The sequence below is a fragment of the Myroides pelagicus genome (genome assembly GCF_009711055.1).
Lineage (GTDB): Bacteria > Bacteroidota > Bacteroidia > Flavobacteriales > Flavobacteriaceae > Flavobacterium > Flavobacterium pelagicum.
Window position 1 is genome coordinate 36,166 of the sequence record NZ_WMJY01000007.1, and the last position, 23,030, is coordinate 59,195.

At 34.4% G+C, this 23,030-nt stretch carries 14 protein-coding genes; 12 read left to right on the plus strand and 2 right to left on the minus strand.

The window, feature by feature from the left end; translation table 11 throughout:
- The first annotated feature begins 944 nt into the window (after window positions 1-944).
- The 6 genes from GJV77_RS04625 (at window position 945) to GJV77_RS04650 (ending at window position 11,589) form a co-directional block, all read left to right on the plus strand.
- Window positions 945-1,856, plus strand: a complete 912-nt coding sequence (locus tag GJV77_RS04625) for a hypothetical protein (protein WP_155035186.1) — start codon at window positions 945-947, stop codon at window positions 1,854-1,856.
- A gap of 2 nt (window positions 1,857-1,858) precedes the next feature.
- On the plus strand, window positions 1,859-4,657 hold the full coding sequence (locus tag GJV77_RS04630) for a tubulin-like doman-containing protein (RefSeq protein ID WP_155035187.1): 2,799 nt from the start codon (window positions 1,859-1,861) through the stop codon (window positions 4,655-4,657).
- Window positions 4,658-4,667: 10 nt separating this feature from the next.
- Window positions 4,668-6,830 carry a hypothetical protein gene (locus GJV77_RS04635; RefSeq protein WP_155035188.1) on the plus strand — a complete coding sequence of 721 codons (2,163 nt, stop codon included), beginning with the start codon at window positions 4,668-4,670 and terminating at the stop codon, window positions 6,828-6,830.
- A complete protein-coding gene (locus GJV77_RS04640; RefSeq protein ID WP_155035189.1) occupies window positions 6,827-7,810 on the plus strand; it encodes a vWA domain-containing protein in 984 nt (327 codons plus the stop codon). The genes GJV77_RS04635 and GJV77_RS04640 overlap by 4 nt, the downstream gene beginning before the upstream one ends.
- A gap of 218 nt (window positions 7,811-8,028) precedes the next feature.
- A complete protein-coding gene (locus tag GJV77_RS04645) occupies window positions 8,029-9,429 on the plus strand; it encodes an NAD-dependent succinate-semialdehyde dehydrogenase (protein WP_155035190.1) in 1,401 nt (466 codons plus the stop codon).
- A gap of 216 nt (window positions 9,430-9,645) precedes the next feature.
- A complete protein-coding gene (locus GJV77_RS04650) occupies window positions 9,646-11,589 on the plus strand; it encodes a DUF3857 domain-containing protein (protein ID WP_162521563.1) in 1,944 nt (647 codons plus the stop codon).
- Between the two features lie 79 nt (window positions 11,590-11,668).
- Here the strand turns inward: GJV77_RS04650 and GJV77_RS04655 are convergent, their stop codons facing one another.
- Both GJV77_RS04655 and GJV77_RS04660 read right to left on the minus strand, forming a co-directional pair.
- Entirely contained in the window at window positions 11,669-12,049 is a 381-nt protein-coding gene (locus GJV77_RS04655; RefSeq protein WP_155035192.1) for a Rid family detoxifying hydrolase, read from the minus strand.
- A gap of 17 nt (window positions 12,050-12,066) precedes the next feature.
- Window positions 12,067-14,790, minus strand: coding sequence for a putative LPS assembly protein LptD (locus GJV77_RS04660; protein WP_155035193.1), 2,724 nt, complete (start codon window positions 14,788-14,790; stop codon window positions 12,067-12,069).
- Window positions 14,791-14,914: 124 nt separating this feature from the next.
- Between GJV77_RS04660 and GJV77_RS04665 the strand changes: the two genes are divergently transcribed.
- From GJV77_RS04665 to GJV77_RS04690, 6 genes are all read left to right on the plus strand, one after another.
- Window positions 14,915-16,042 carry an N-acetylmuramoyl-L-alanine amidase family protein gene (locus tag GJV77_RS04665; RefSeq protein ID WP_155035194.1) on the plus strand — a complete coding sequence of 376 codons (1,128 nt, stop codon included), beginning with the start codon at window positions 14,915-14,917 and terminating at the stop codon, window positions 16,040-16,042.
- Between the two features lie 56 nt (window positions 16,043-16,098).
- Complete coding sequence (locus GJV77_RS04670; protein WP_155035195.1) at window positions 16,099-17,070, plus strand: MlaD family protein; 972 nt, start codon at window positions 16,099-16,101, stop codon at window positions 17,068-17,070.
- Between the two features lie 48 nt (window positions 17,071-17,118).
- Window positions 17,119-18,444, plus strand: a complete 1,326-nt coding sequence (locus GJV77_RS04675) for a (Fe-S)-binding protein (protein ID WP_155035196.1) — start codon at window positions 17,119-17,121, stop codon at window positions 18,442-18,444.
- Window positions 18,445-18,503: 59 nt separating this feature from the next.
- Window positions 18,504-19,295 carry a (Fe-S)-binding protein gene (locus GJV77_RS04680; RefSeq protein ID WP_155035197.1) on the plus strand — a complete coding sequence of 264 codons (792 nt, stop codon included), beginning with the start codon at window positions 18,504-18,506 and terminating at the stop codon, window positions 19,293-19,295.
- 4 nt (window positions 19,296-19,299) lie between these two features.
- Entirely contained in the window at window positions 19,300-19,785 is a 486-nt protein-coding gene (locus tag GJV77_RS04685; protein WP_155035198.1) for an ABC transporter ATPase, read from the plus strand.
- Window positions 19,786-19,872: 87 nt separating this feature from the next.
- Window positions 19,873-22,752, plus strand: coding sequence for a glycoside hydrolase family 3 N-terminal domain-containing protein (locus tag GJV77_RS04690; RefSeq protein WP_155035199.1), 2,880 nt, complete (start codon window positions 19,873-19,875; stop codon window positions 22,750-22,752).
- Window positions 22,753-23,030 lie beyond the last annotated feature (278 nt).

Genomic DNA, 23,030 nt, shown 5'->3' on the forward strand with positions numbered 1-23,030 from the left:
CACTTGTTGGAAAATCTGGAAGGGGACCCTTTATTCTTTTATAGAAGATTTAAGGCAAATGTATGTTTATCACCAGTTCTATAATGCTACGCGTAGCCTTAGTTTATCCAAGTTAGCAAGCGAAGGACCACAAGGAGTATTACCTAAAGGGGTGTGAAGGCTATATTTGTCATCTAATTCATTTAGGCGTGAAAGATATAAGTGAAAATTTTGAAGACCAGATTCAATCTATCATTGATAAATGGATAAAATAGAAGAGTCAAAATAAGTATAGCCCATCGAGAGATGGGCTTTTTTACATTGGTAAATATAGTTATGCAAATCGAAGATTTATTAATTTATTAAAAGTCTTTACTTAAAAAAGTGGGTGGTTTACGGATTTCCGTAAACTAAGTTAAAGTATTCATTTTACATTTGTTGGTGTGCACTTTGTGAAAGCAAGCAGTAATTAGAAGAGGAGCAGTGTTGAAAAATATAAAAGGAAAAATAATGAAAGTTATTGTAAGTAAGTAGTGGATAAACAAGGAAACTTCTATGGCTATTTTTGGGTAAATAAATATCAATCAAAAAGATTTGAATCGTCACTTGGCTTGATTATTTATGAATATTATGAAGAAATAAGAGAAGATGTAGGTGAGTGGTATGATAAAATATTTGATTAAGGCTTTGTTAACACTTGAAGATAGGTGTTTACTCAAAAAAAAGGAGGTTTGACGGAAAATAACAGTAAATAGAGTTAATAAGGGTTAAATTTATATAATTATGTTTACATGTCAACAGCTTTAGCAATTATAGATACTATTAAGTTTAGCTTTTGTAATCTGTTTATGGTTTATAGAAAGGACTGTTAACTGTCTTTTATAATTTTTATAATAAAGTGTGGTTTAGTTTGTTATTGTGTTATTTTAGAATAACTTTATTGTTAATAATAGTTAATTATATATATGAGATATAAGATTAAAGGTAGCTTGATACTTGGGATAATACTTTTAGTAAGTAGCTGCCAAAATAAAGAACCAGAAACAGAGTTGAAATCTGAATTTGGAAAGTCAATTTACTATGATGCATTTTTGTGGAAGCAAGGTAGAAACGACACATTAACAAAGTCATTTGTTTATGATTTTAATCAATGGGCAACTGAGACAGATTCGTACGTACAATTATCTTTAAGCGATCATACTAGTGAGCCAATCTCTTCCTCTAATAAAACTTATCACTTTCTAGTTAATGACAAACCAGTGGTTAATGGTTTGTTTTCAATCGAATCATCTAAAAAGAGCCTTGATACAATTCGCCTACAGATAGTTTTTAAAGAGAAAATTAATAGTGAGTTCTATGGTTTTATCTCTATTAAAGAGCACAACATAGATAGGGTGAATGATATTGATCAATTAAATAGCGCAAATATATATAAGTGGTCAGCTTCTCAGCAAGTTAAGATGAATCCTCTTCAGTTTAGATTAATTTGTATTGCAGGTGTACTTTTGACATTATTACTTATTTATTTATTGGTATTACGCCCTATTATGTTTAAAAGGTTTGGAAGAGGTGTAGTTACAATTCAAAGTCCATTTTATAAGAATACACCAGTTAAAAATAGGATTAAGATTGTCTACACAAATAAAAAAGAAAAACAAGGCTTTTTAAATAAAGTATTTAAAGGGAAGATTGTCTATGTGGTGCATGATTACTTTAACGCACCTTTAATTTTAACCCCTGGAATTAAAGGAAGGATAAGAGTAAAAACTAATGGAGCGTATTCTATTGAGCCTTTTACAAGTAATATGGAAAAGGGAAAAACATTTAAAATAACTAATACATCAACAAACGAAGAAATAACACTAACATATCTATAATTATGGCACATATTTTAAAGAGAAGTTTATTTATTGGACTCGGAGGAACTGGAGCTCAAGCTTTATTACATACTAAGAAAAGATTTTTAGATACCTATGGTGAATTGCCTCCGATGATTGGTTTTTTAGCAATAGACACCGATATCAGTACGGGAGAAAAATCAATTACAAGAGATTGTATTTTAGATAAACATAAAGTTAGAGATAGTAAGGTTTCATTTACTCCATCTGAAATTATTCATATTGGGGTACAAGAAGCAGCCTCATCATATGAGAAGAATAGAGACACTATTTTCGATTGGATGCCTCAAGAGAATGAATATGCTTTAAAAAATTTGTGGCAAGGTGCAGGACAGGTAAGAACAAATGGTAGGTTTGGAACATATTTTAATCAGAACAATATCATGAATGCCGTTCAGAATAAAATAAATGATATTCGAAATATAGATATAGCAAATCAAAATACATTTATTCCAAAAGACAGCGGTATTGAAATTAACTTTGTTTTTTCAATTGCTGGAGGTACAGGAAGTGGGACTTTTATAGATATAGTTTATTTGGTCAAACATGCATTGGCTGGAGTAAATAATGTTAAGTCCATTGGTTTTGCAGTTCTTCCTGATGTATTTAACGCAATGCAGCAAGGTATTTCCATGGCAAATACAAGGCCTAATAGTTATGGTGCATTAGTAGATTTAGATTTCTTGATGAGTAAAAATGTAGAACATTTAGGATTGTCGATTAATTTGAATCAACAGCTAATTGATATAAAGGAGAATCCATTTGATATTTTGTTTACCATAGGTAATAAAAATACAAGTGGTGCGGTAATTGATCATATATCAGATATCTCTGAACAAATTGGACTAGCAATGTTTACAGGGGCAAGCGAATTAAGTGCGAATGTAAATAGTGTATATGATAATGTGATAACTGTGCTGGTAGGGGGGCAACTAGATATTTTGAATAAACGTGCATGGGCCTGTGGAATGGGAGTAAGTGAATTGTATTATGATGGAAATGGTCTAGCAAATATTTACGCGCGTAGAGTAGCTCATAGCATGATTAATAATTTATTGACACAAGGAGTTGGTGCTCAGCCATTGGCCAATAATTTTATTGATAGCCCTGAGGTAAATATTAGAGAGAATAATGGAAGCGACAATCTAATTAATGCTTTGTTAAGTAAAACACCTCAGAATCAATTTCCATATATTAATGATGTTTCTGATATATTGAATCAAATAAACGCATATCTACTTAGCATCGATAAGACTTCTCAGGCAAATGTTGATGAGAATTCTGAAGTTAAATATAACAATGTCTCTAAAGAACTAAAAAGCTTTATTGTAAAAGTATTAGATGATAACAATGGTATTGGTAATACGGAACATTTTTTAGAAGACTTGAAGCAACAGTTAAATATTTTCTTTAATGAAATGGACGATGAAGAAGGTATTTTTCTAAACAATAAGAATAATAACGATCAAGCTATTAAAAGTGAAGTTGAAAGTTTGCAAGCGCTTTCAAAAGGTTTTTCGTTCTTAAAAAAATCTTCAATTAATGATAGTAAAGAAAGTCTGAATGATTTAGTTAACAATCAGTCTATTACGATTAATGAAATTAAAAGAAGAACTTCGGCTAAACAATTTATCACTAAACTTATAGGAGAGGTTAATGATTATCAGAAAACCATAAGTACAATTAAGAATAAATTAGAGCGTATTCAACAAACAATACAATCTTATGTAAATAACGCAATAAACTCGACAAACGAAAGACAAAAAACATTTGTTATTGATTTGCATAAGCTTGATTTGAATAAAACCTATCCAAAAGAAGGAGATTATCTAATGGTTGATTTTATTAATGTATTGAATAAATCCTTGGATAATGGAATACTGGATTTTGATACATTGAAAGATGAAAATATAGAGAGAAAATTCTGGAAATATACTAAGGAGCTACCTAAGTCTAAGGAATTTGTAAACAAATCTATTGACGATGTTTTAAGAGGTTTAAGTGAAGAAGAAACTAAAGCGATTGCTAATCAGTTAATCACAAAATCACATGCCTTATGGCAACATAGTTCAAAAGGTTATGCTATAGGTCAAGAACTCTTCGATTACTTTGTTATCGGTTTACCTACAAGTAATTCTACATTTAAAAAATCATTTGCTACACTTGTACAAAATCAAAACATTGAATATGTTTCCACAGGTATACATAATAAAGTAATTTGTTATCGTATGGAAGCAGCATCTCCTATTTTTGGGGTTCTAGATGTTGAAGGATATTGTAGGGACCATGATAGGGTTAAAGAAAATTCTAATTCTATGATCTATAATATAGATAAGAACTGGTTAACTAAAATGCAACGTTCAAATTTCTCAATATGGCCAGCTAAAAAAGAAGATAATAGTTTGCAAGCTTGGGTTTTAGCTTTTGGTTATGACCTTGTGCGTTTGGATTCAGATACAAAGAAATACAAAGTATATTCTAGAGAACAAGGAAATCCATTACGAAACTATTGGTATGAGCTTTCTGAATATAGAGATGAATCATTTGATTTGTTTAAACGCGGGAAGTTTATAGATGAGATAATTACAGGAATTAATGAAATCAGGCAAAAAGATGGAGAGGTGAAAAGCAATGAATTGATTTCAAAAATGAAGCAAGATTATTTAGCTAATTATGCTCAAATTAATGTAAGTATGGAAGATATTGAAAAACCCATCTATTCAAAAATAAAAGATTTGGTTATTAGAGAAATTGATTTTGTAACAAAAGAATTAAAGTAAAAAAAGATATATGATAAGTCCTTGTATTAATATAGGAATTGGTAAGGATGGAATAACATGTCTTAATGGACTCGCGCGAAATTTTCATTCGCGTGAGTCTGTATTACCTACATTAATGTCTTTTTTAACAGTGGACTTAGAGGGAGCTCAAAAGTTCAATGTTTATGAAAAGGATAAAGAGGAATATGTAGAATATGAGTTACCTAATAAAGTAGATTCTGAGTTAACAGACGAGCATGTTTTTTTAGCAAAAGCTTATAATGATTTGATTTCTATTTTAAATGTATTACATAAAAGTCTACAGTATACCTATATAAATTTAAACTTGGTGTATTCTGCACTTGAACAAGACTTGACGATAATAGAGTCTTTTTCTAATATTGTAAGAGAGTATACCCGTGATGGTACTTTTGGTACGGTGATTATTAAGAATTTTGTAATTATATCAGACGGAATAGGTATCTTATCTAATGAAGAAGAAAGTAGAGTTACTGAAAATTTATTGTTTATTGAAAGTGTTAAAAAGAATAGTCCAATAGTGGATACTATATTTCTTTTAGATGACAAAAACTTAAAAGCTATTTTCTTAGGATATAAAAATGAGTATTTATCATTTGCTCTTTATGAATTTATCATAGCTATTATGACAAATCAGTATAAAGTGCTTAGTAATCTTTCTGGAAAAAGTAACTTCTTGTCTTTTGGTATTGGCTCTATATTTTTTGATAAGTTATATTTTAACGCCTATTTTGATTATGCGATTTTTAGAAAATTTCTTAAAAATGAAAAAATTAGTCTTGATGGGAAAAATAAGTATGAATTATCAAGCCTAACAGAAGTAAAAAAAATATTCAATGAGTATTATTCTAATATAACCACTGATTTAGAACCTGTTTTTGATTTAGTAAATATAGAATCTAATGAAAAAGGAGATTTAGCAATTGGATCTTATCAATACACTTTGCAACTTATGTTAGGGGAGCAAAAGGATAGGGTTATTGATGTAGATAATTTTGTTTTAAAGTATAATATTAAGGAGTTAATATTCAATATTATTTATAAGTATGTATTAGAAGATAAAGAGAAGAAGGAAGTACTATCTGTAGAGGAAGGTAAAAGAGAAATTGTTAGAGCTCATTATCAAGAAATAGAATTATCTGAGTTAAGATCTTTAGAAGAAGATGATTACAAGAGTGATATTGAAGTTTTGAAAAGCCAATTAGCAGAAGCAAAACAGAACTTGTCTAAATACGAAAATCAACTTAAAAAAAGCTTCTTTAAGTATAAAAAACCTCTTGAACGAAAGTATATTAAACTAAGTCGTCAACAAGAATTATCGGATAAACTAGATAAGTTATATGAAAAGAAAAAATTAGTAGAGTTAGAACATAGTAAAAAGTTTTTTATTAATAGGCTCTTTTCTTGTAGAGCTTTCAGGAATACAATTGAAGAGATAGAGTTTGAAATAGGTGATTTAAAACATGAAATTAGCCTTAAAAGTAAAAGTGTTTCGGAAGTTCAAAAAGCATTAGGTGAACTTTATGAGCTCTATGAGCTCTGTGAAACAAAAAACAAGAGAATTACATCGGTTATTAATGTTTTACAAGACCAAGGGAAAATATTTGAAAGAAGATGGTTTGCTACGCCTTATATTGATTATTCTTTTGTTCAAAATGTTATAGATCTTCAATTATTAAAAGCATACTTTAAAACTAATCAGTGGGAGTTAACCAATAATATAAAACAGTCTTATTCTACATTAATGGACAAAGATTACGATAGGTATGAAATATTAGAAAACTATCTGGATATATCAATAAATAATAGAATAGGAATAATTGATTTCGATGCAACTGAATATATGTTGGGCTATTATGATCAAATGAACTTATTTACTGGGTTTAATTTTGATGAAGATATTAAAAAACTTCAAGAAAGAGGAAGGCCTTTTATTAATGTTATACCTACCTATATTGCACAAACACATGAGCTTTATTCTGTGTACAACGCAGAATGCAGGGATAAAGTGATGATTAAAATTAAAGATTACTTTGCTAGCACACCACCTTCTGTAATAGATTGTCTTAATAAAGACCGTTTTTTATCTATTAATATTGAGAGCTTCAATTCAATAGATAATCTAGCAAAATCATTTAAAAATGATAGACAATGAAATTAAAAGAAATATTTGTTTTGGCAATTTGTATATTAGTAACAATGCCAGTTTTTTCTCAACATAGCCTTAAGGATAAGAAGTATATATTTGAGTTAGATATTACAAAGTCTATGTGGGGAGTTGGAGAGCCCGGGTCAATTGATATTTTCGATAAAGTTAGAAATCAGTTAATAACCGCTATTGAAGGGATACAGGATCCTTCTGCTGAGATTGTCTTAATAACATGGCAAGATCAAATTATAAATACTTGGCAAGAGAAAGCAACACAACAAGGAAAAGAGAACTTGATAACTCAACTTAAAGAAATTACAAAGAAGAGTGTGCCAGGTCAGAATACAAACATTTATAATGCTTGGGTGGAAGCTAAAAAACATGTGGTGGGTGATAAGATAAACATTGTTTACTTATTAACCGACGGAAGACATAGTGTGAGTAACCCACCAATTACTAAGTTGTATAATGAAATTCCTAAATGGTCTAGTTTTGTGGCTGATAAAGATGCTTATATGTTCGTAGTAGAACTTACCTCTCAAGCTATTGATGAAAAAATGCGTTCTCAAATTGAGGCTACTGATCATGTAAATTTTATACATGGAATAGAATTTTACACTTTGTTTATCAATAATAGTATGTCGATAATAAATTTAGATGAGAATCTTCAGTTTGAGTTGAGTATTAATAAGCAGAATCTATCAAAGACTTACGATAATCTAAAACTTAGAATTAAATTAGAAAGTGATTTATTTGATGTTGTAAATGATGAAGTTGTCTTAAATGAAACACCGAAGATTATTAAATTAAGGTTAAAAAAAACCTTAGAACAGACGAAAGCTTCTTTAGCAGAAGTGTCTTATCTTCCAGTTACTATTTCCATTGACCAGGAAGATAAGTATTCAAATATTAAATTAGTTAATAGTGATATAACATGTAAAATAGTGAATAAAAAAGAGAAAGTACTCTATTTTAAAGAACTGTAATTACATTAATTATAGTGTTAGAGTTTATATTAAGCCCATCGTACGATGGGTTTTTTTAGTTTTATACTTCGTTGATTATTAAGGAGTAAGGATTCTTTTTGTAGAATTGTTTAAGTTGTTTTAAGGAAACTTTACAAATTAAGAGGACCTCTACTCACCTTTAATTTTGTAACTTCATAGAAAATAAAATTTACGTTTAAACTTAATTTTAATAAAATATGAGTACTACAATTAAATCAAATATCAAAACAATAAACCCGACAACAGGGAAAGAAGAAAAAGTATATCCTGTAATGACTGCTCAAGAGATCGATCAAATCTTGACTAAAGCAGATTCGACGTTTAATTCTTGGGGTAAGACAACAGTGCAAGAGCGTTCGGCTATTATTAAAAGTGTAGCACAGGCATTTCGTGCGCGTAAAGAAGAGTTAGGAGCCTTGATCACTAAAGAGATGGGAAAACTTTTAAAAGAGGGAATAGGAGAAGTACTATTATGTGCTGATATCTTTGACTTCTACGCTGATAATGCAGCGGAGCTATTAGCTGATGAGAAGATTGCTACACCTCACGGTGAAGCGTTCATCAGTAAAGAGCCTATTGGAACGATTCTTAGTGTACAGCCTTGGAACTTTCCTTTTTATCAAATTACACGTTCGGCAGCACCAAACCTAATGGCAGGAAACACAATGGTATTAAAACATGCCTCGAATATCCCACAATGTGCGGAGATCATGGAAGTGATTTTTAAAGAATGTGGTTTGCCAGATGGTGTTTATACTAACTTATTTGTACCTGGAGCTTCTATAGAGGCGATTATAGCTGATCCTCGTGTGAAAGGTGTTGCTTTTACAGGTAGTGAAGTCGCTGGATCGAGTGTAGCTGAAGCTGCTGGAAAATATATCAAGAAGACTACTTTAGAACTTGGAGGTAGTGATGCTTTCGTGGTATTGGATGATGCGGATATTAACAAAGCGATTAGAGGAGCAGTGGAAGGAAGACTGTGGAATGCTGGTCAAGTATGTGTTTCTCCTAAACGTCTAATCGTTGATAAAAAATTAGCCAAAGCCTTTATTGAAGGCGTTGTGGAGCAAGTGAAAAATGCTAAAGTTGGGGATCCTATGTTAGATGAGACACAATTAGCTCCATTGAGTAGTGAACGCGCAAGAGAAGATGTGCTAAAGCAAGTAAATAAAGCTGTAGAGCAAGGTGCTACACTAGTGTATGGTGGACACAAACTAGACAGAGATGGTTGGTTTATGGAACCTACTATTTTGACAGGTATTACCAAAGATATGGATGCGTATAGCCAAGAGATTTTTGGCCCTGTATTTATGATTTATGAAGTGGAAAATGAGGCAGAAGCTATTGCTTTAGCTAATGATACTCCATTTGGATTAGGTGGAAGCGTATTCACTGAAAATAAAGAAAGAGGAGTACAGGTAGCGCGTCAGATTGTGACGGGTATGGTGTATATTAACCATGTGACAGGTATCTCTCCTGAGTTGCCATTCGGAGGTACGAAGATGTCAGGATATGGTAGAGAGCAAGCTAAATACGGTATTCATGAGTTTGTTAACGAGAAACTAATTCGCGTAACGGATATTGATAAGGCATACTAATCAGCGCAATTAAGTTGATTGAAGAGTCGTCTTTACTTTATGTAAGGGCGACTTTTTGGCTTTACACAGTAGTTTATAATAGAGAATATTGACTTTTAGAGAGAATACCAAGCGATGAGAATTTGTTCAAGTATAGTTTTAGCTGTTAGAAGTAATAGGTTTACCTATATAATTTTGTAAATTTGATTATCGATGTACGATAGAAAAAATAGAGATATGATAAAGAGAATTTTGCTGGTAGTAACGGTAGCGTGTACTTCTATAGTTTATGGACAAGAGTATGACTTTAAGAATGTAGGCTTTCAAGAAGTATCTGATCAGCACATAAAACAGTTAGATAATCGCGATGGATTGTTGCTATTTGATCAACGAAATGAGCTTCAGTTGGACTTAGCTTCAGGTGAGATGATTCAGTATAATATGTTGCATTATCAGCAGTATATTGCTACGGACTCTACAGCGGCTAGCTTTAAAAAAATATTGTTGCGCAATACTAAGGATCTAGGTACGCTCAAGCAGATGTTTCGCGTAGTCGATCCTCAGGGAGTGGCTTATATTTATCCCAATGATAGTATCAAGGAAGTAACTAATCCACATACAGGAGAAACATTGATGTATTTTGATGTTTCTGGGGTTAAAAAGGGGAGTGTTGTAGAGCTCTTAACACAGTGGAAAGAACCAAGTGTTATTGACGGACAAGACATAATGTTACAAATGGAATTGCCAATTGTTGAGAGTCGCTATGAGTTGATTTACCCAGAAGATGTAGCTTTGAATATCAAATCGTATAATGGAGTTCCTCCTGGAGAAGAACAGGAGTTAGAAGGTAAAACCAAAATGGTGTTCAAGGCTGACAATGTAACGCCTATTCCTTTGAATGAAGAATATGCCGTACCCTATAAGTCTGTTCGTTTTTTGCGATACAAAGTTGACGGGATATTTGGTGGAGTAGAAAAGAACATGTTTACAGCTAAGTTATTTGCCGATGAATTAGTTATGCAGATCCGTAAACCGTTGTCGAATAAAGAGGTAGAAGCAGTACAAGCCTTTGCAGATAAAATTGAGAAGAATATGTCGCCTCTGTTGACAGTGCGCAATATAGAGTATAAAATAAAAGGAGCAGTTCAAGTAGGACATACAATAGCTAGTCAGCCATTGGGTCAGGCATTAGAAGAGCATTCGGCCAATATGTTAGACATTGTTCGTCTATACGAGGCTACTTTCGATTATTTTGGCATTCGCTATGACTTAGTTTTGACAACTAAAGGGGATGAGTTGAAATACGATGCTAAGTTTCCAACACGATTGAATTATAATGATGTATTGTTTTACTTTCCTAGTTTAGATGCTTATTTGGCTCCTTTTTCATTTGATAGCTTGATTCCTTTGTCTGATATGAGTTATCACAACAATGAAGGTTTATTTGTAGTGACTAAGCAGTATGCAGGGATGGAGACTACAGCATATGAGAATAAGAAGGTTGTGTTAAATACTTTCTATACAAAGGACAACTTTACTTGTTTCGTGGATCTACAAGACTTAAATAAGGTTAATGTACAGACTAAGCACAGTGTGATGGGCGAACGCGGTATAGATTTTCAAAAGTATTTCGTCTTTTTGTCTGCGAGTAAGCACAAGGAATTGGAGCAGTTTATCGCAGAGGCTTATTCAGCAGGTGCTACAGACTATAAAATTAAAGTGAACAATATAAGATATGAGGATTATGGTATTCAGCCATTTGTCTTCGATTTAGATTATAACGGTAATTTTCTAGTGGATTATCAAGGTGATGTCGCTTATGTGAGCATTGGTAAAGTAATTGGAAACCAAGTGAAATTGGAGGATAAAAAGCCTCGTGTATTACCAATCGAATTGACTACTGCTGTGGATTACAGTAGAGAGATTAAGGTCAAATTGCCTAAAGGGTATAAAGTAGAGAATTTGTCAGACTTGAAGATGAAAGAAAAGCTTGTAGTCGATGGCAAACAGGTGGGGTTATTTGAATCGAGCTATACTTTGAAAGCAGGTGAATTGACGATTGATTGTAAAGAGGTTTATGACTTTTATTCAATTGATAAAAAGTATTGGGAAGACTATAAAAGGGTGATCAATGCAGCTTCTGACTTTAGTCTTATTAAGTTGAAATTAGTAAAGAAATAAGAGCTTATTTGTAAGGCTATTGAATACAAAAAAGGGATTGCCAGATCGGCAATCCCTTTTTTTGTATGATCAGATGATCTTATTTTGAAGCGATCATTGAGATTTCTACGTTTACGTTTCTAGGTAGCTTAACTACTTGGATACATTCTCTAGCTGGAGCAGATGCTGGAGAGAAGTGACTTCCATACACTTGGTTTACTGTAGCAAAGTCGTTCATGTCTGTTAGGAAAATTGTCGCTTTCACTACGTTTTCAAAAGTCATTCCAGCAGCCTCTAAGATAGCCTCTAGGTTTGCCATTACCTGTTTAGCTTCATCCTCAATACCTGTTGTAACCAAAGTTTCTGTAGCTTGGTTGAAAGGTATTTGACCTGAGATAAACAGTAAGTCACCCGTCATTACAGAGTGATTGTATGGACCTATTGGTGCTGGTGCCTTGTCTGAGTTAATAATCTTTTTCATAAGGTTATTTATTTCTATTATCTATATCGTTTGTCTGGAGCTTTTCGTTTTTCCCATTTCACATCGCTTAAAACAGAAGAGCGAATACCGATGAAGAATCCCCAGCTTGTATAAGATCCAACAGGAACCCAGCTAAAGTCCATACGCCAGCTCTCTAAGTCTCTCTCAAAGCGCAATTGTGTAAATGTTACCCCGTTTTGTACGAAGTCATATCCACTTGAGAATCCTATTTTCCATTTAGGTGTTAAATCGACATTCCCTGATACCATGACTGAGTTATTGACAATTTGGTTTTGACGCTGTGCATTGCTGTAAGTAAGCGAATAAGCAAAGGTTAAGTCCCACGGCAGTTTTGCATTGAAGAATCCTGCTAAAGGATCTTCTCCATCATCTTTTTTATTATTGTTGTTAAACATACTCTGTCTGGTATCTCCTAGCTCAACTGCACGACCAAATAAGTCATCTCCACGTCCACCATTGTCCATTGAGTTTTGGTTTCTGTTGTCTCCTTCTCCTCCAAACCAAGGATCTTTACTTGACATAGACCAGTTTACTGTAAGGTTGGCACTTGTTAGGCGGAAAAGACTTCCTCCGTTGTCTATATTGAATTTATCGATACGACGGTTGTTGTTGTCTAAGGCATAAGGATCTAAGGTGGCATTCAGGTTAATTTGCATTTTATCCTTGAAAATAGCCGTTCCTGTACTTACACGCATTGGTGCCCATCTCAACGAGTCTGCAGACATATTGTAACTTGTAGAGAAGTTTAAGCTGTTTAGCAGCATGACTTTTTTTGGTTTTCCATCTTTGCTTTCATCGTCCCTTACTTTTGCCTCAAAAGTATTACTCAGGTTGAAATTCATCATATTAGAGTTCATTCTTCCTGGTGCACCAAAGATACCGCCTTGGAATCGGGTATAGTCTTGTACGGTTTGACCAGTAGCATCGATGGCATAGGTATCGTAGTACTGTTCGAAGCTTGGAGTGTAGGAGTATCCTACGCTTGGTCGCATTACGTGGCGAATCGCTTGAATTTTAGCTTTTGGATTAAAGTTAAAGGTACCGTAAATTGTTGTTCCAATATTAGTGTTAAAGTTGTAGGTTCTAAAGCTGTCAAAGCCATTAACACGTGTATCTTCTACTTTATTGCTTTCCGGGTTAAATTCCTTTTTTGTTGTATTCATATACCAAACTTCGTTGTAGTTAGCTCCTGCTGTCACAGAGAAGTACTTGAATAATTTAAAGTTTGTAGAAATTGGAATACTGTGTTGAAATCCGGTATTTAAGCTATCGAACATTTCGCGTTTAAAGAAGTTGTCTTCGTGAATGCGTACGCGGTTTTCTCCTCTTAAACTATAAGAAAAGTTCAAGTTTTTAATAATTCCTTTTTTAGTACCGTATTTTGGAGCAAAAGGGAATACACGATCCATATTTACCTGAAGGGTAGGTAGGGTCATGTTCACTTGCTTTGTATTTGTTGATTGAGAGTGTGTTGCTGTTAATGACATATTAACTTGAGGTACACTTTCAAATGTTTTCGAATAGTTGATCGATGAACTCATTGTATTGTTCAACGATGCTCCAACGTTATAGGAGTTATTAGTTTGTCTAAAGTATTGGCTACTACCTAAGTTAACAGAAGCTGAGAAGCGAGAGCTAGGATTAGCTTTTGCATCTTGGCTATGTGTCCATTGGATATTGTACACTTTTGATGATGAGTAGTCAGGCAATCCTTTTTCGCTAAAGATATTGTTCTCGTAGCGAAGAAGTACACGGCCATTGTATTTATAGCGTTGAGCGTATTGGCTACTTCCGCGAAGCCCCCAGCTACCGTTGGTATAATAGTCTCCTTGGAGTGTTAAGTCTAAGTTGTCACTTACCGCAAAGTAGTATCCTCCGTTTTGTAAGTAGTATCCTTGTTGGTTTGTATCCCCCACACTTGGTATGATAAATCCTGATTTTGCTTTTTCACTCATTGGAAAAAATGCAAATGGAAGTCCTATAGGAGTAGGTACGTCAGCGATTACCATATTAGTTGGGCCTGTGACTACTTTTTTTCCTGGAACTAATTTAATCTTTCTAGCTTTGAAGTAATATTCTGGATTGTCTAAGTCTTTTGCTGTTGTGAAAATTACGTCCCCCATAAAGTACACAGAGTCATTCTCTTTCTTGGTTACGTCTGCTTTGATATTAAACTCTCCTTGAGAAGTACGCGATTGAAATACTAAAGCCTTGTGTGTTTTAGTGTTGTATCGAATAGAGTCAGGCTCTACTACTTGACCTGCTTGTGTGAATACAGGGTACTGAGATAATTGCCCAAGGCTATCTTTGATACCACCGGCATAGATTTCATTCTTATCGTAGTTAAAGACGATTTTACCAGCTTTTAGATTAAAGTCTAAATAGTTGATTTCTGCCTCGTCATATAAGGTGATCTCTCTTTTTTTGTGATCAAGAGTCTCGTAACCTTTAGCTTTTCTATCAACAACTCCTTCCAAAAAAGACTTTGGTTTTTCCACTTTCGTACTTGGTAAGGTGTCTTTTGATGCTGTTAGACTATCTTTAGGTAGAGGTAATAAAGGAGTGGCTATGCTATCCTGAACAGGAGTGATAGGTTCGGGTAATTTGTTGTCTTTTATTACTGTACGTTTATTTCCAAACTCTTGTGCGCTTATGTGATAAGACGATAATGCACTACATAGAAATAAAACTAAAACGATATTGAAAATATTTGTACGCAAATCTATTATATATGCTATTTTTGTAAATGCTTGACTCGGTAATTTTAGCGTGTCAAACTTACATATATTTTTTCTGAAAAATGTAATTTAATTCAAATTATACGTAATAATAAAGAACTTTTTTATGAAATACAGTCACTCGAAACTGTTTACTTTACTGACGTTGTTATTTTTATCAATCGGTGTGTTTGCGCAAGGATCTTCAAAGTTTAAAGTGGTTATTGACCCTGGACATGGAGGTAAAGATACAGGAACTAATCACGGGAAATATAAGGAAAAGGATATTGTTCTGTCCGTAGGTCTAGAAGTAGGTAGACTATTAAGTAAACACAGTGATATAGAAGTTGTCTATACGCGTAGTACAGATGTATTTGTTCCAGTTAAAGAGCGCTCGGTTATCGCTAATGAAAAAGGGGGAAATGTATTTGTGTCTATTCACTGTAATGGGGTAGCTAGTACCTCTGCGTATGGGACAGAGACTTTCGTTATGGGTTTGAGTAAGAATAAATCCAATTTAGAAGTCGCGAAAACGGAGAACTCGGTAATTATGTTGGAGGATGATTATAAAACTAATTATGCAGGATTTGATCCTAGTTCGCCAGAGTCTATTATTGGACTTACTTTAATGCAGGAGGACTATATTCACCAGAGTATTGATTTGGCTAGTCGTGTACAAGATGGCTTTACCAATGATTTGAAACGTCGCAACAGAGGTGTAAAGCAAGGTCCATTTTGGGTACTACACGGAGCTTTCATGCCTAGTATCTTAATCGAACTTGGATTTGTGTCTAATAAGGAAGAAGGAGCTTATTTATACTCTAAAAAAGGGCAAAAAGAATTGGCTGAGTCTATTGCAGTGGGTATTATTGCTTATAAGAAAGCATATTATGGTTCAGGGGTGACTACAGGTACGGTTGTTAAAGAGAATCAGTCTAAACAAACTAAAACTACATCAACTAAAAACACATCTTCTAAGTCTACGGAAACTAAAGTTGCTAAGGGAGTGTCGTTTAAAGTGCAGATTGCAGCTAGTAAGCGTGTGTTGCCTTTAAAACCACAGAATTTCAGAGGATTGCGCAATGTAACAATGCTCAAATCTGGTAGTCTCAATAAGTACTTTTATTCAGAAACGACAAGCTATGAAAGGGCAGAAGAGCTATTAAAAGAAGCGAAGGATAAAGGACACAAAAGCTCGTTTATCGTAGCCTTTAAAAATGGTAAAATCATTTCGCTAGAGGAAGCATTGAAATAAAATTAAACGCATTGCAAATAAAAGTTTATTTTTGCGACACATAAAATATAAAAGTTTTGAAAATATCTAAAGAAATTAAAACGGCTATTTTAGTGCTAGGTGCTATAGCGTTGTTTATATGGGGATACTCTTTTTTGGACGGTAAAAACATATTTGACAACAGTACAAAGTATTATGTAGAGTATGAAAATGTGGAAGGAATTACTACTTCTTCTAATGTAACCATTAACGGTTTAGTTGTAGGTAAAGTATCGAATATTACTATCGATCAACAAACAGGTAAAATAGTAGTAGAGCTTTTAATGACAAATCCGATTCAGATTTCTAAATCAAGTGTTGCTTCTATTTACTCTCCTGGACTTATTGGAGGTAAGGCAATTTCAATTGATCCAATTTTTGGGGACACACAATACGCAGAAAAGAACGCACATCTAAAAGGAGCTGTAGTACCTGAGATGACTGATAAATTGTTAGGAGAGCTTTCTCCAATAGCAGAAAAGCTTTCGTTAGTATTAGATAATGCTAATAAAATGTTGGTGTCTGTAAATGGTATTGTTGATGAGAATATGCAACAAAACTTAAAACAGTCTATCGCTGAATTACAAGGGACACTCGCGGGTACAAATCGCTTGTTTAAAACAGCAGGACCTCAGTTGGACGGGACGATGAAGAACTTAAACCACATGAGTGCTAATTTCGCAGAATTATCTACAGAATTAAATTCTTTGGATATTCAAGCAACGTTTAGTAAATTAGACAACGCTTCAGGAAGTATAGATAAATTATTAGCCGATATTCAGAGCGGAAAAGGTTCTGTGGGAATGCTATTGAAAGACGAACAATTATACAATAATTTAGAAGGAGCTTCTAAAGAGTTGGAACAATTGATGCGCGATTTAAAACAAAACCCTAAACGTTACGTACACTTCTCTTTATTTGGTAAGAAAGCGACACCTTATCAAGTGACAGAACAAGACTCAAGTGTAGAGGTAGTCAATACCACTGAAGACCAAACAAACAAAAACTAAGAAAAACGAATTAAAAAACTAACAATTACTGAAACAATTATTACCACTATGCAGTATTTAGGCCAAGTATTATTTTTATTATTATTGGTTGCTGGGTTCGGTTTTTTTATTAAAAATATAAAGAAGCTTATACGCAACATTAAGTTGGGTCGTGATATAGACCGTAGTGACAATCCAAAAGCACGTATGCGAAATATGATTCGCGTTGCTTTAGGACAGTCTAAAATGGGCAAACGACCAATACCTGCTATTTTACACATATTCGTATATGTAGGATTTATCATTATCAATATTGAGATGCTAGAGATTATCATCGATGGTCTTTTTGGGACACACCGCGTGTTTAGTTTCTTGGGAGTAGGGTATGATTTCTTAATCGGATTTTTTGAAGTATTAGCCTTCTTAGTAATTTTTGGAGTCGTTGTTTTCTGGATTCGTAGAAATGTGATTAAGCTAAAACGTTTGAACCAACCAGAAATGGAAGGATGGGCAAAACGCGATGCAAATAATATTATCTATATAGAAACAATATTAATGTGTTTCTTTTTGATTATGAATGCTGCTGATGGATACTTACAAAGTATCGGTCATGGACATTATTTTCAAGCTGGATCATTTCCAATTTCTGGATTGATTAGCCCTTTATTTGAAGGAATGAATCCTGATACAGTGGCGTTAATAGAGCGTTTTTGTTGGTGGGGACACATTATTGGGGTAATGTTGTTTATGAATTATTTATACTATTCTAAACACCTTCACATCTTCCTTGCTTTTCCTAATACGTATTATGCAAATCTAAAACCACAAGGGGAGTTCAATAACTTAGAGTCTGTAAAGAAAGAAGTTGCACTGATGATGGACCCAAATGCAGATCCATTTGCGGCACCTGCAGAGCCTGTTGGTGAGCCTGAGAAGTTTGGTGCACAAGATGTTATGGATTTAAACTGGGTGCAGTTGATGAATGCATATTCATGTACCGAATGTGGTCGTTGTACTTCTTCTTGTCCACAAAACACAACAGGAAAGAAATTATCACCTCGTAAGATCATGATGTCAACACGTGATCGTCTTGAAGACGTGAGTAAAATATTAGATGCTAACGCAGGTCAGTTTGTCGATGATGGTAAAACATTGTTGAATGACTATATTACTCCAGAAGAATTATGGGCATGTAACACTTGTAATGCGTGTGTTGAGGAATGTCCGATTGATATTAGTCCACTATCTATTATTATGGATATGAGACGTTATTTAGTTATGGAGCAGAGTGCTGCACCTGTTGAGTTAAACAATATGATGCAAAATATTGAAAACAACGCAGCTCCTTGGCAGTATAATCAGATGGATCGTTTGAATTGGAAAGACGAAAATTAATCAACTAAATGGTGGTAATCTGTATGAATTGATTATCACTACAAAACACAGCAAATAGTATGTCACAAAATATAGTAGTGCCAACAATGGCAGAAATGATGTCTCGTGGTGAGACGCCGGAAGTTTTGTTCTGGGTAGGATGCTCTGGAAGTTTTGACGATAGAGCAAAGAAGATTACAAAAGCATTCGTTAAGTTATTAAATAAAGCTAATGTTTCTTTTGCTGTATTAGGTACAGAGGAAGGGTGTACGGGTGACCCTGCTAAACGTGCGGGTAACGAGTTTGCTTTTCAAATGCAAGCAATGATGAATATCCAAGTATTAGATGGGTATGAAGTTAAAAAGATTGTTACCGCTTGTCCTCACTGTTTTAATACACTAAAAAATGAATATCCTGATTTAGGAGGAAAATACGAAGTGGTTCACCATACTGAATTCTTAAAGTCTTTATTAGACCAAGGGAAACTTAGTATTGAAGGTGGACAATTCAAAGGAAAGAGAATTACCTTCCACGATCCTTGTTATTTAGGGCGTGCGAATAAAGTTTATGAAGCACCTCGTCAGTTAATCGAAAAGTTAGATGCTGAATTAGTTGAGATGAAGCGTTCTAGAGCAAATGGTTTTTGTTGTGGAGCAGGTGGGGCACAATTGTTTAAAGAACCAGAACACGGAGATAAAGAGGTACACGTAGAGCGCACAGAAGAGGCGCTAGGTACGCAACCTGAAATTATTGCGGCTGGTTGTCCTTTCTGTAATACTATGTTGACCGATGGTGTAAAATTCAAAGAAAAAGAAAGCGAAGTCAAAGTTATGGACGTTGCTGAATTAATTGCAAACGCAGAAGATTTATAATACTATGTATATACCAATAGATCAAATGCCAGACCACTCACGTGTCTGGATTTATCAATCAAACCGTAAATTCACAGACGAGGAAGTACAGGAGATTGAACAAACACTACAAAGCTTTGTAGAACAGTGGGTAGCACATGCTACACCATTGACAGCTTCTTTTGAAGTGAAGCACAATCGCTTTATTATTTTAGCTGTTGACCAAGAGATCCACGCAGCTTCAGGTTGCTCGATTGATGCGTCAGTACGTGTTATTCAAGAGCTAGAAGCTAAGTACGGTGTGGATTTATTAGATAAGATGAATGTAACGTATAAGACAGGAGAGTTTATTGCATTCAAAACTTTAATTGAATTTAAACAAATGGTAAAAACAAAGGCAGTATCTGCTAACACCATTGTTTTTAATAACTTAGTAAATGATTTAGGAGAGTATAGAGAATTTTGGGAGGTTCCTGCTGGTGAAAGTTGGCATGCTCGCTTTTTTAAGTAAATAGTATTTTCTAAATTTACAAATATCAAAGAATCATCATCAAGCTTTTTGATGATGATTTTTTTTTATGAGCAAATAAGACAACTAATGAAAAGACTTACACTAGTAACATTACTGTTCTCATCACTTGGATGGGGACAGGCAAATGATTATGCCCTTGAGAAAAAACAATGGGTAGATAGCGTTTACAATACGTTAAGCTTAGAAGAAAGAGTAGGCCAATTGTTTATGGTAGCTGCTTATTCGAACCGCAATGACTCACACCTGAACGACTTAGCATCTTTGGTAGAAAATCAACATATAGGAGGGTTGATTTTCTTTCAAGGAGGCCCAGTGCGTCAAGCAGAGATGAATAATAAATTGCAGAGTTTGAGTCGATTACCGATGTTGGTGGGGATTGATGGAGAGTGGGGGTTGAGTATGCGCTTAGATTCTACCTATAAGTTTCCTTATAATATGACCTTAGGAGCTATTCAGGATATGAAACTGATTGAGCAGACAGGGGTAGCAATGGCCAAACAGGCCAAACGTATGGGGATGCAGTTCAACTTCGGTCCTGTGGTGGATATTAATACCAATGCAAAGAATCCTATTATTGGTGTGCGTTCCTATGGAGAGACGGCTGAGATTGTATCTAAGCGTGCTGTTGCCTTTACTAGAGGGTATGAGAGCCAGAATGTATTTGCTACAGCTAAGCATTTTCCAGGTCACGGAGATACTTCTGTCGATTCGCATTACAAGCTTCCGGTAGTGGCTTTTGATAAGCAGCGCTTAGAGGAGGTGGAGCTTTATCCGTACCGCGAATTAATCAAAGAAGGATTGGGGAGTGTGATGGTTGCTCATCTTAATTTACCTGCCTTAGAGCCAGATGCGAATATTCCTAGTTCACTGTCTTACAATATCGTGACTAAATTATTGCGCGAAGAGATGGGATACGAAGGTTTAATTTTTACAGATGCTTTGAATATGAAAGCAGCTGCCAATTATGCTAAACCTGGTGAGGTTGATTTAGCTGCCTTTAAAGCAGGGAATGACTTGTTATTGTTCTCAGAAAATGTACCTGTGGCTCTTAGGATGATTGTGTCAGCTTATCAATCTGGAGAAATAACTGAAGAGCGTTTAGCGTATTCTGTTAAGAAGATTTTAGCTTATAAGTATAAGTCTAATATGACAAAGTACCAGCCAATCGAATTGACTAATTTGGTAGAGGACTTAAATGCTAGCCAATATGATGATTTGAATTATAAATTGTATAGTGCGGCAATGACAGTTATCAAAAATACTGAACACCAATTGCCAATCAAGCATTTGGATCGTAAAAAAATAGCTTATTTAAACTTAGGTGATGATTCAAATGGAGAGTTTTTATCTTATTTGAACCAATATGCAGAGGTTAAAGAGATTAATAAGAATAACTTAGGAGACTTAAGTTTTTATACAACTGTGATTATTGGGTATCACAAAGTAGATAACCCATGGAAAAATCACAACTACTCAGCTCAAGAAAAACAGTTAATTGAGCAGATATCTGCTGAGAAAAATACGATTTTAGTGTCTTTTGCTAAGCCGTATGCTTTAAGTGGGCTAACCAATACACAGGATATCAATAGTATTGTCGTTGCTTATCAAAATAATGATTTTGCGCAACGAGCAGCAGCAGATGTAATCTTCGGGTCTATTGGTGCAAAAGGAGAGCTTCCAGTAACGATTAATTCAAAGTTTAAGGTAGGTAAAGGAATCAAGACTAAAGCAATTGATCGTTTGGGATTTTCTACCCCAGTTAATGAAGGTATGGACGCTACTGTTTTAGCGAAGATCGATAGCATTGCTAATTATGCCATTGAACAAGAATTAACTCCTGGTATGCAAATCGTTGTGGCACGTCACGGAAAGGTCGTGTATCAAAAGGCTTTTGGATATCATACCTATGATAAGCAGCAAATAGTTAAAAATACGGACTTATACGACTTAGCTTCCTTGACCAAGATATTGGGATCTTTACCTGTACTGATTAAAATGTATGATGAAGGAAAGCTTTCAATGACTTCAAAACTGGGTAATCTTGTTCCTGCATTTAAGGGATCGGATAAAGAGGATATTACCTTTAAGTCATTGATGACACATCAGTCTGGACTGCCAGCATGGATTCCTTTTTACAAACGAACTCTAGATGAAAACGCAAAGCCTGACTTGACGATTTATAATTACTTTTTAACCTCAGGGTTTTCGACACAAGTAGCAGAAAATTTGTTTATTCGAAAGGATTACAATAGAGAGATTTTACAAGAAATTATAGACTCTAAGTTAAGTTCTAACCCTAAGTACAAATACAGTGATTTAGGATTTATCGCTTTAAAGGAGTTTATAGAACGAAAATATGAGTTGCCTTTGGACGAAGTGGTTCAAGCAGAATACTTTGCTAAAATAGGTGCTAAACGCTTAACGTACTTGCCTCTGCGCAAGTTTGATCTTAGTGAGATTCCTCCAACAGAAAAAGATACGTATTACCGCTATACGACAGTACAAGGCTATGTTCACGATATGGGGGCAGCTATGCAGGGTGGAGTAGCTGGGCATGCTGGATTATTTGGTACAGCACTAGATGTGACCAAGATGATGCAAATGTATCTCAATGAAGGAGAGTATGGTGGAGAGCGTTTCTTTTCTACAGAGACTTTCCACGATTTTAATGACTGCGTGTATTGTACAAAAGGCAATAGACGTGGTATAGGCTTTGACAAACCTCAAGAAGAGGGTAAACCTGGACCAACTTGTGGTTGTGCATCAATGACGAGCTTTGGACATACAGGGTTTACGGGTACCATGGCGTGGGCTGATCCAGAGCAGGATTTAATCTATGTATTCTTGTCTAATCGTACTTATCCAGATAGTAGCGTGAATCGCTTGTCAAAAGAGAATATTAGAGAAAATATACAAACGTTGATTTATCAGTCAATCGTAGAATAATATCAAGTTAATAATCTTTAAACCGAAAGTAGCTTATTGTAGTTTTTAAACAAATTGCGGTAAGCTACTTTTTTATTTTATAAATATTCTAGGACAAGGGTGAAGAGAGATCGCTTAAAATATCTTCTTGTGGCTGTGTGGATTAGACCTATCTTTTCTGAGGTAGTCAGCGTTATTCGAGTGTTAAATAAAGACATTGTAGTAAAACTAGCCAGAGAAATATAAGGTGTTTTTAAATATATAACTTACCTTTAAGCAGTCAAAATAAGCATATATAA

Excerpts from the sequence above, each read along its gene's own strand:
- GJV77_RS04690 (WP_155035199.1), top strand. The coding sequence starts at position 19,873 with ATGAAAAGACTTACACTAGTAACATTACTGTTCTCATCACTTGGATGG.
- GJV77_RS04650 (WP_162521563.1), top strand. The coding sequence starts at position 9,646 with ATGATAAAGAGAATTTTGCTGGTAGTAACGGTAGCGTGTACTTCTATA.
- GJV77_RS04625 (WP_155035186.1), top strand. The coding sequence starts at position 945 with ATGAGATATAAGATTAAAGGTAGCTTGATACTTGGGATAATACTTTTA.
- GJV77_RS04685 (WP_155035198.1), top strand. The coding sequence starts at position 19,300 with ATGTATATACCAATAGATCAAATGCCAGACCACTCACGTGTCTGGATT.
- GJV77_RS04675 (WP_155035196.1), top strand. The coding sequence starts at position 17,119 with ATGCAGTATTTAGGCCAAGTATTATTTTTATTATTATTGGTTGCTGGG.
- GJV77_RS04645 (WP_155035190.1), top strand. The coding sequence starts at position 8,029 with ATGAGTACTACAATTAAATCAAATATCAAAACAATAAACCCGACAACA.
- GJV77_RS04680 (WP_155035197.1), top strand. The coding sequence starts at position 18,504 with ATGTCACAAAATATAGTAGTGCCAACAATGGCAGAAATGATGTCTCGT.
- GJV77_RS04665 (WP_155035194.1), top strand. The coding sequence starts at position 14,915 with ATGAAATACAGTCACTCGAAACTGTTTACTTTACTGACGTTGTTATTT.
- GJV77_RS04655 (WP_155035192.1), bottom strand. The coding sequence starts at position 12,049 with ATGAAAAAGATTATTAACTCAGACAAGGCACCAGCACCAATAGGTCCA.
- GJV77_RS04635 (WP_155035188.1), top strand. The coding sequence starts at position 4,668 with ATGATAAGTCCTTGTATTAATATAGGAATTGGTAAGGATGGAATAACA.
- GJV77_RS04640 (WP_155035189.1), top strand. The coding sequence starts at position 6,827 with ATGAAATTAAAAGAAATATTTGTTTTGGCAATTTGTATATTAGTAACA.
- GJV77_RS04630 (WP_155035187.1), top strand. The coding sequence starts at position 1,859 with ATGGCACATATTTTAAAGAGAAGTTTATTTATTGGACTCGGAGGAACT.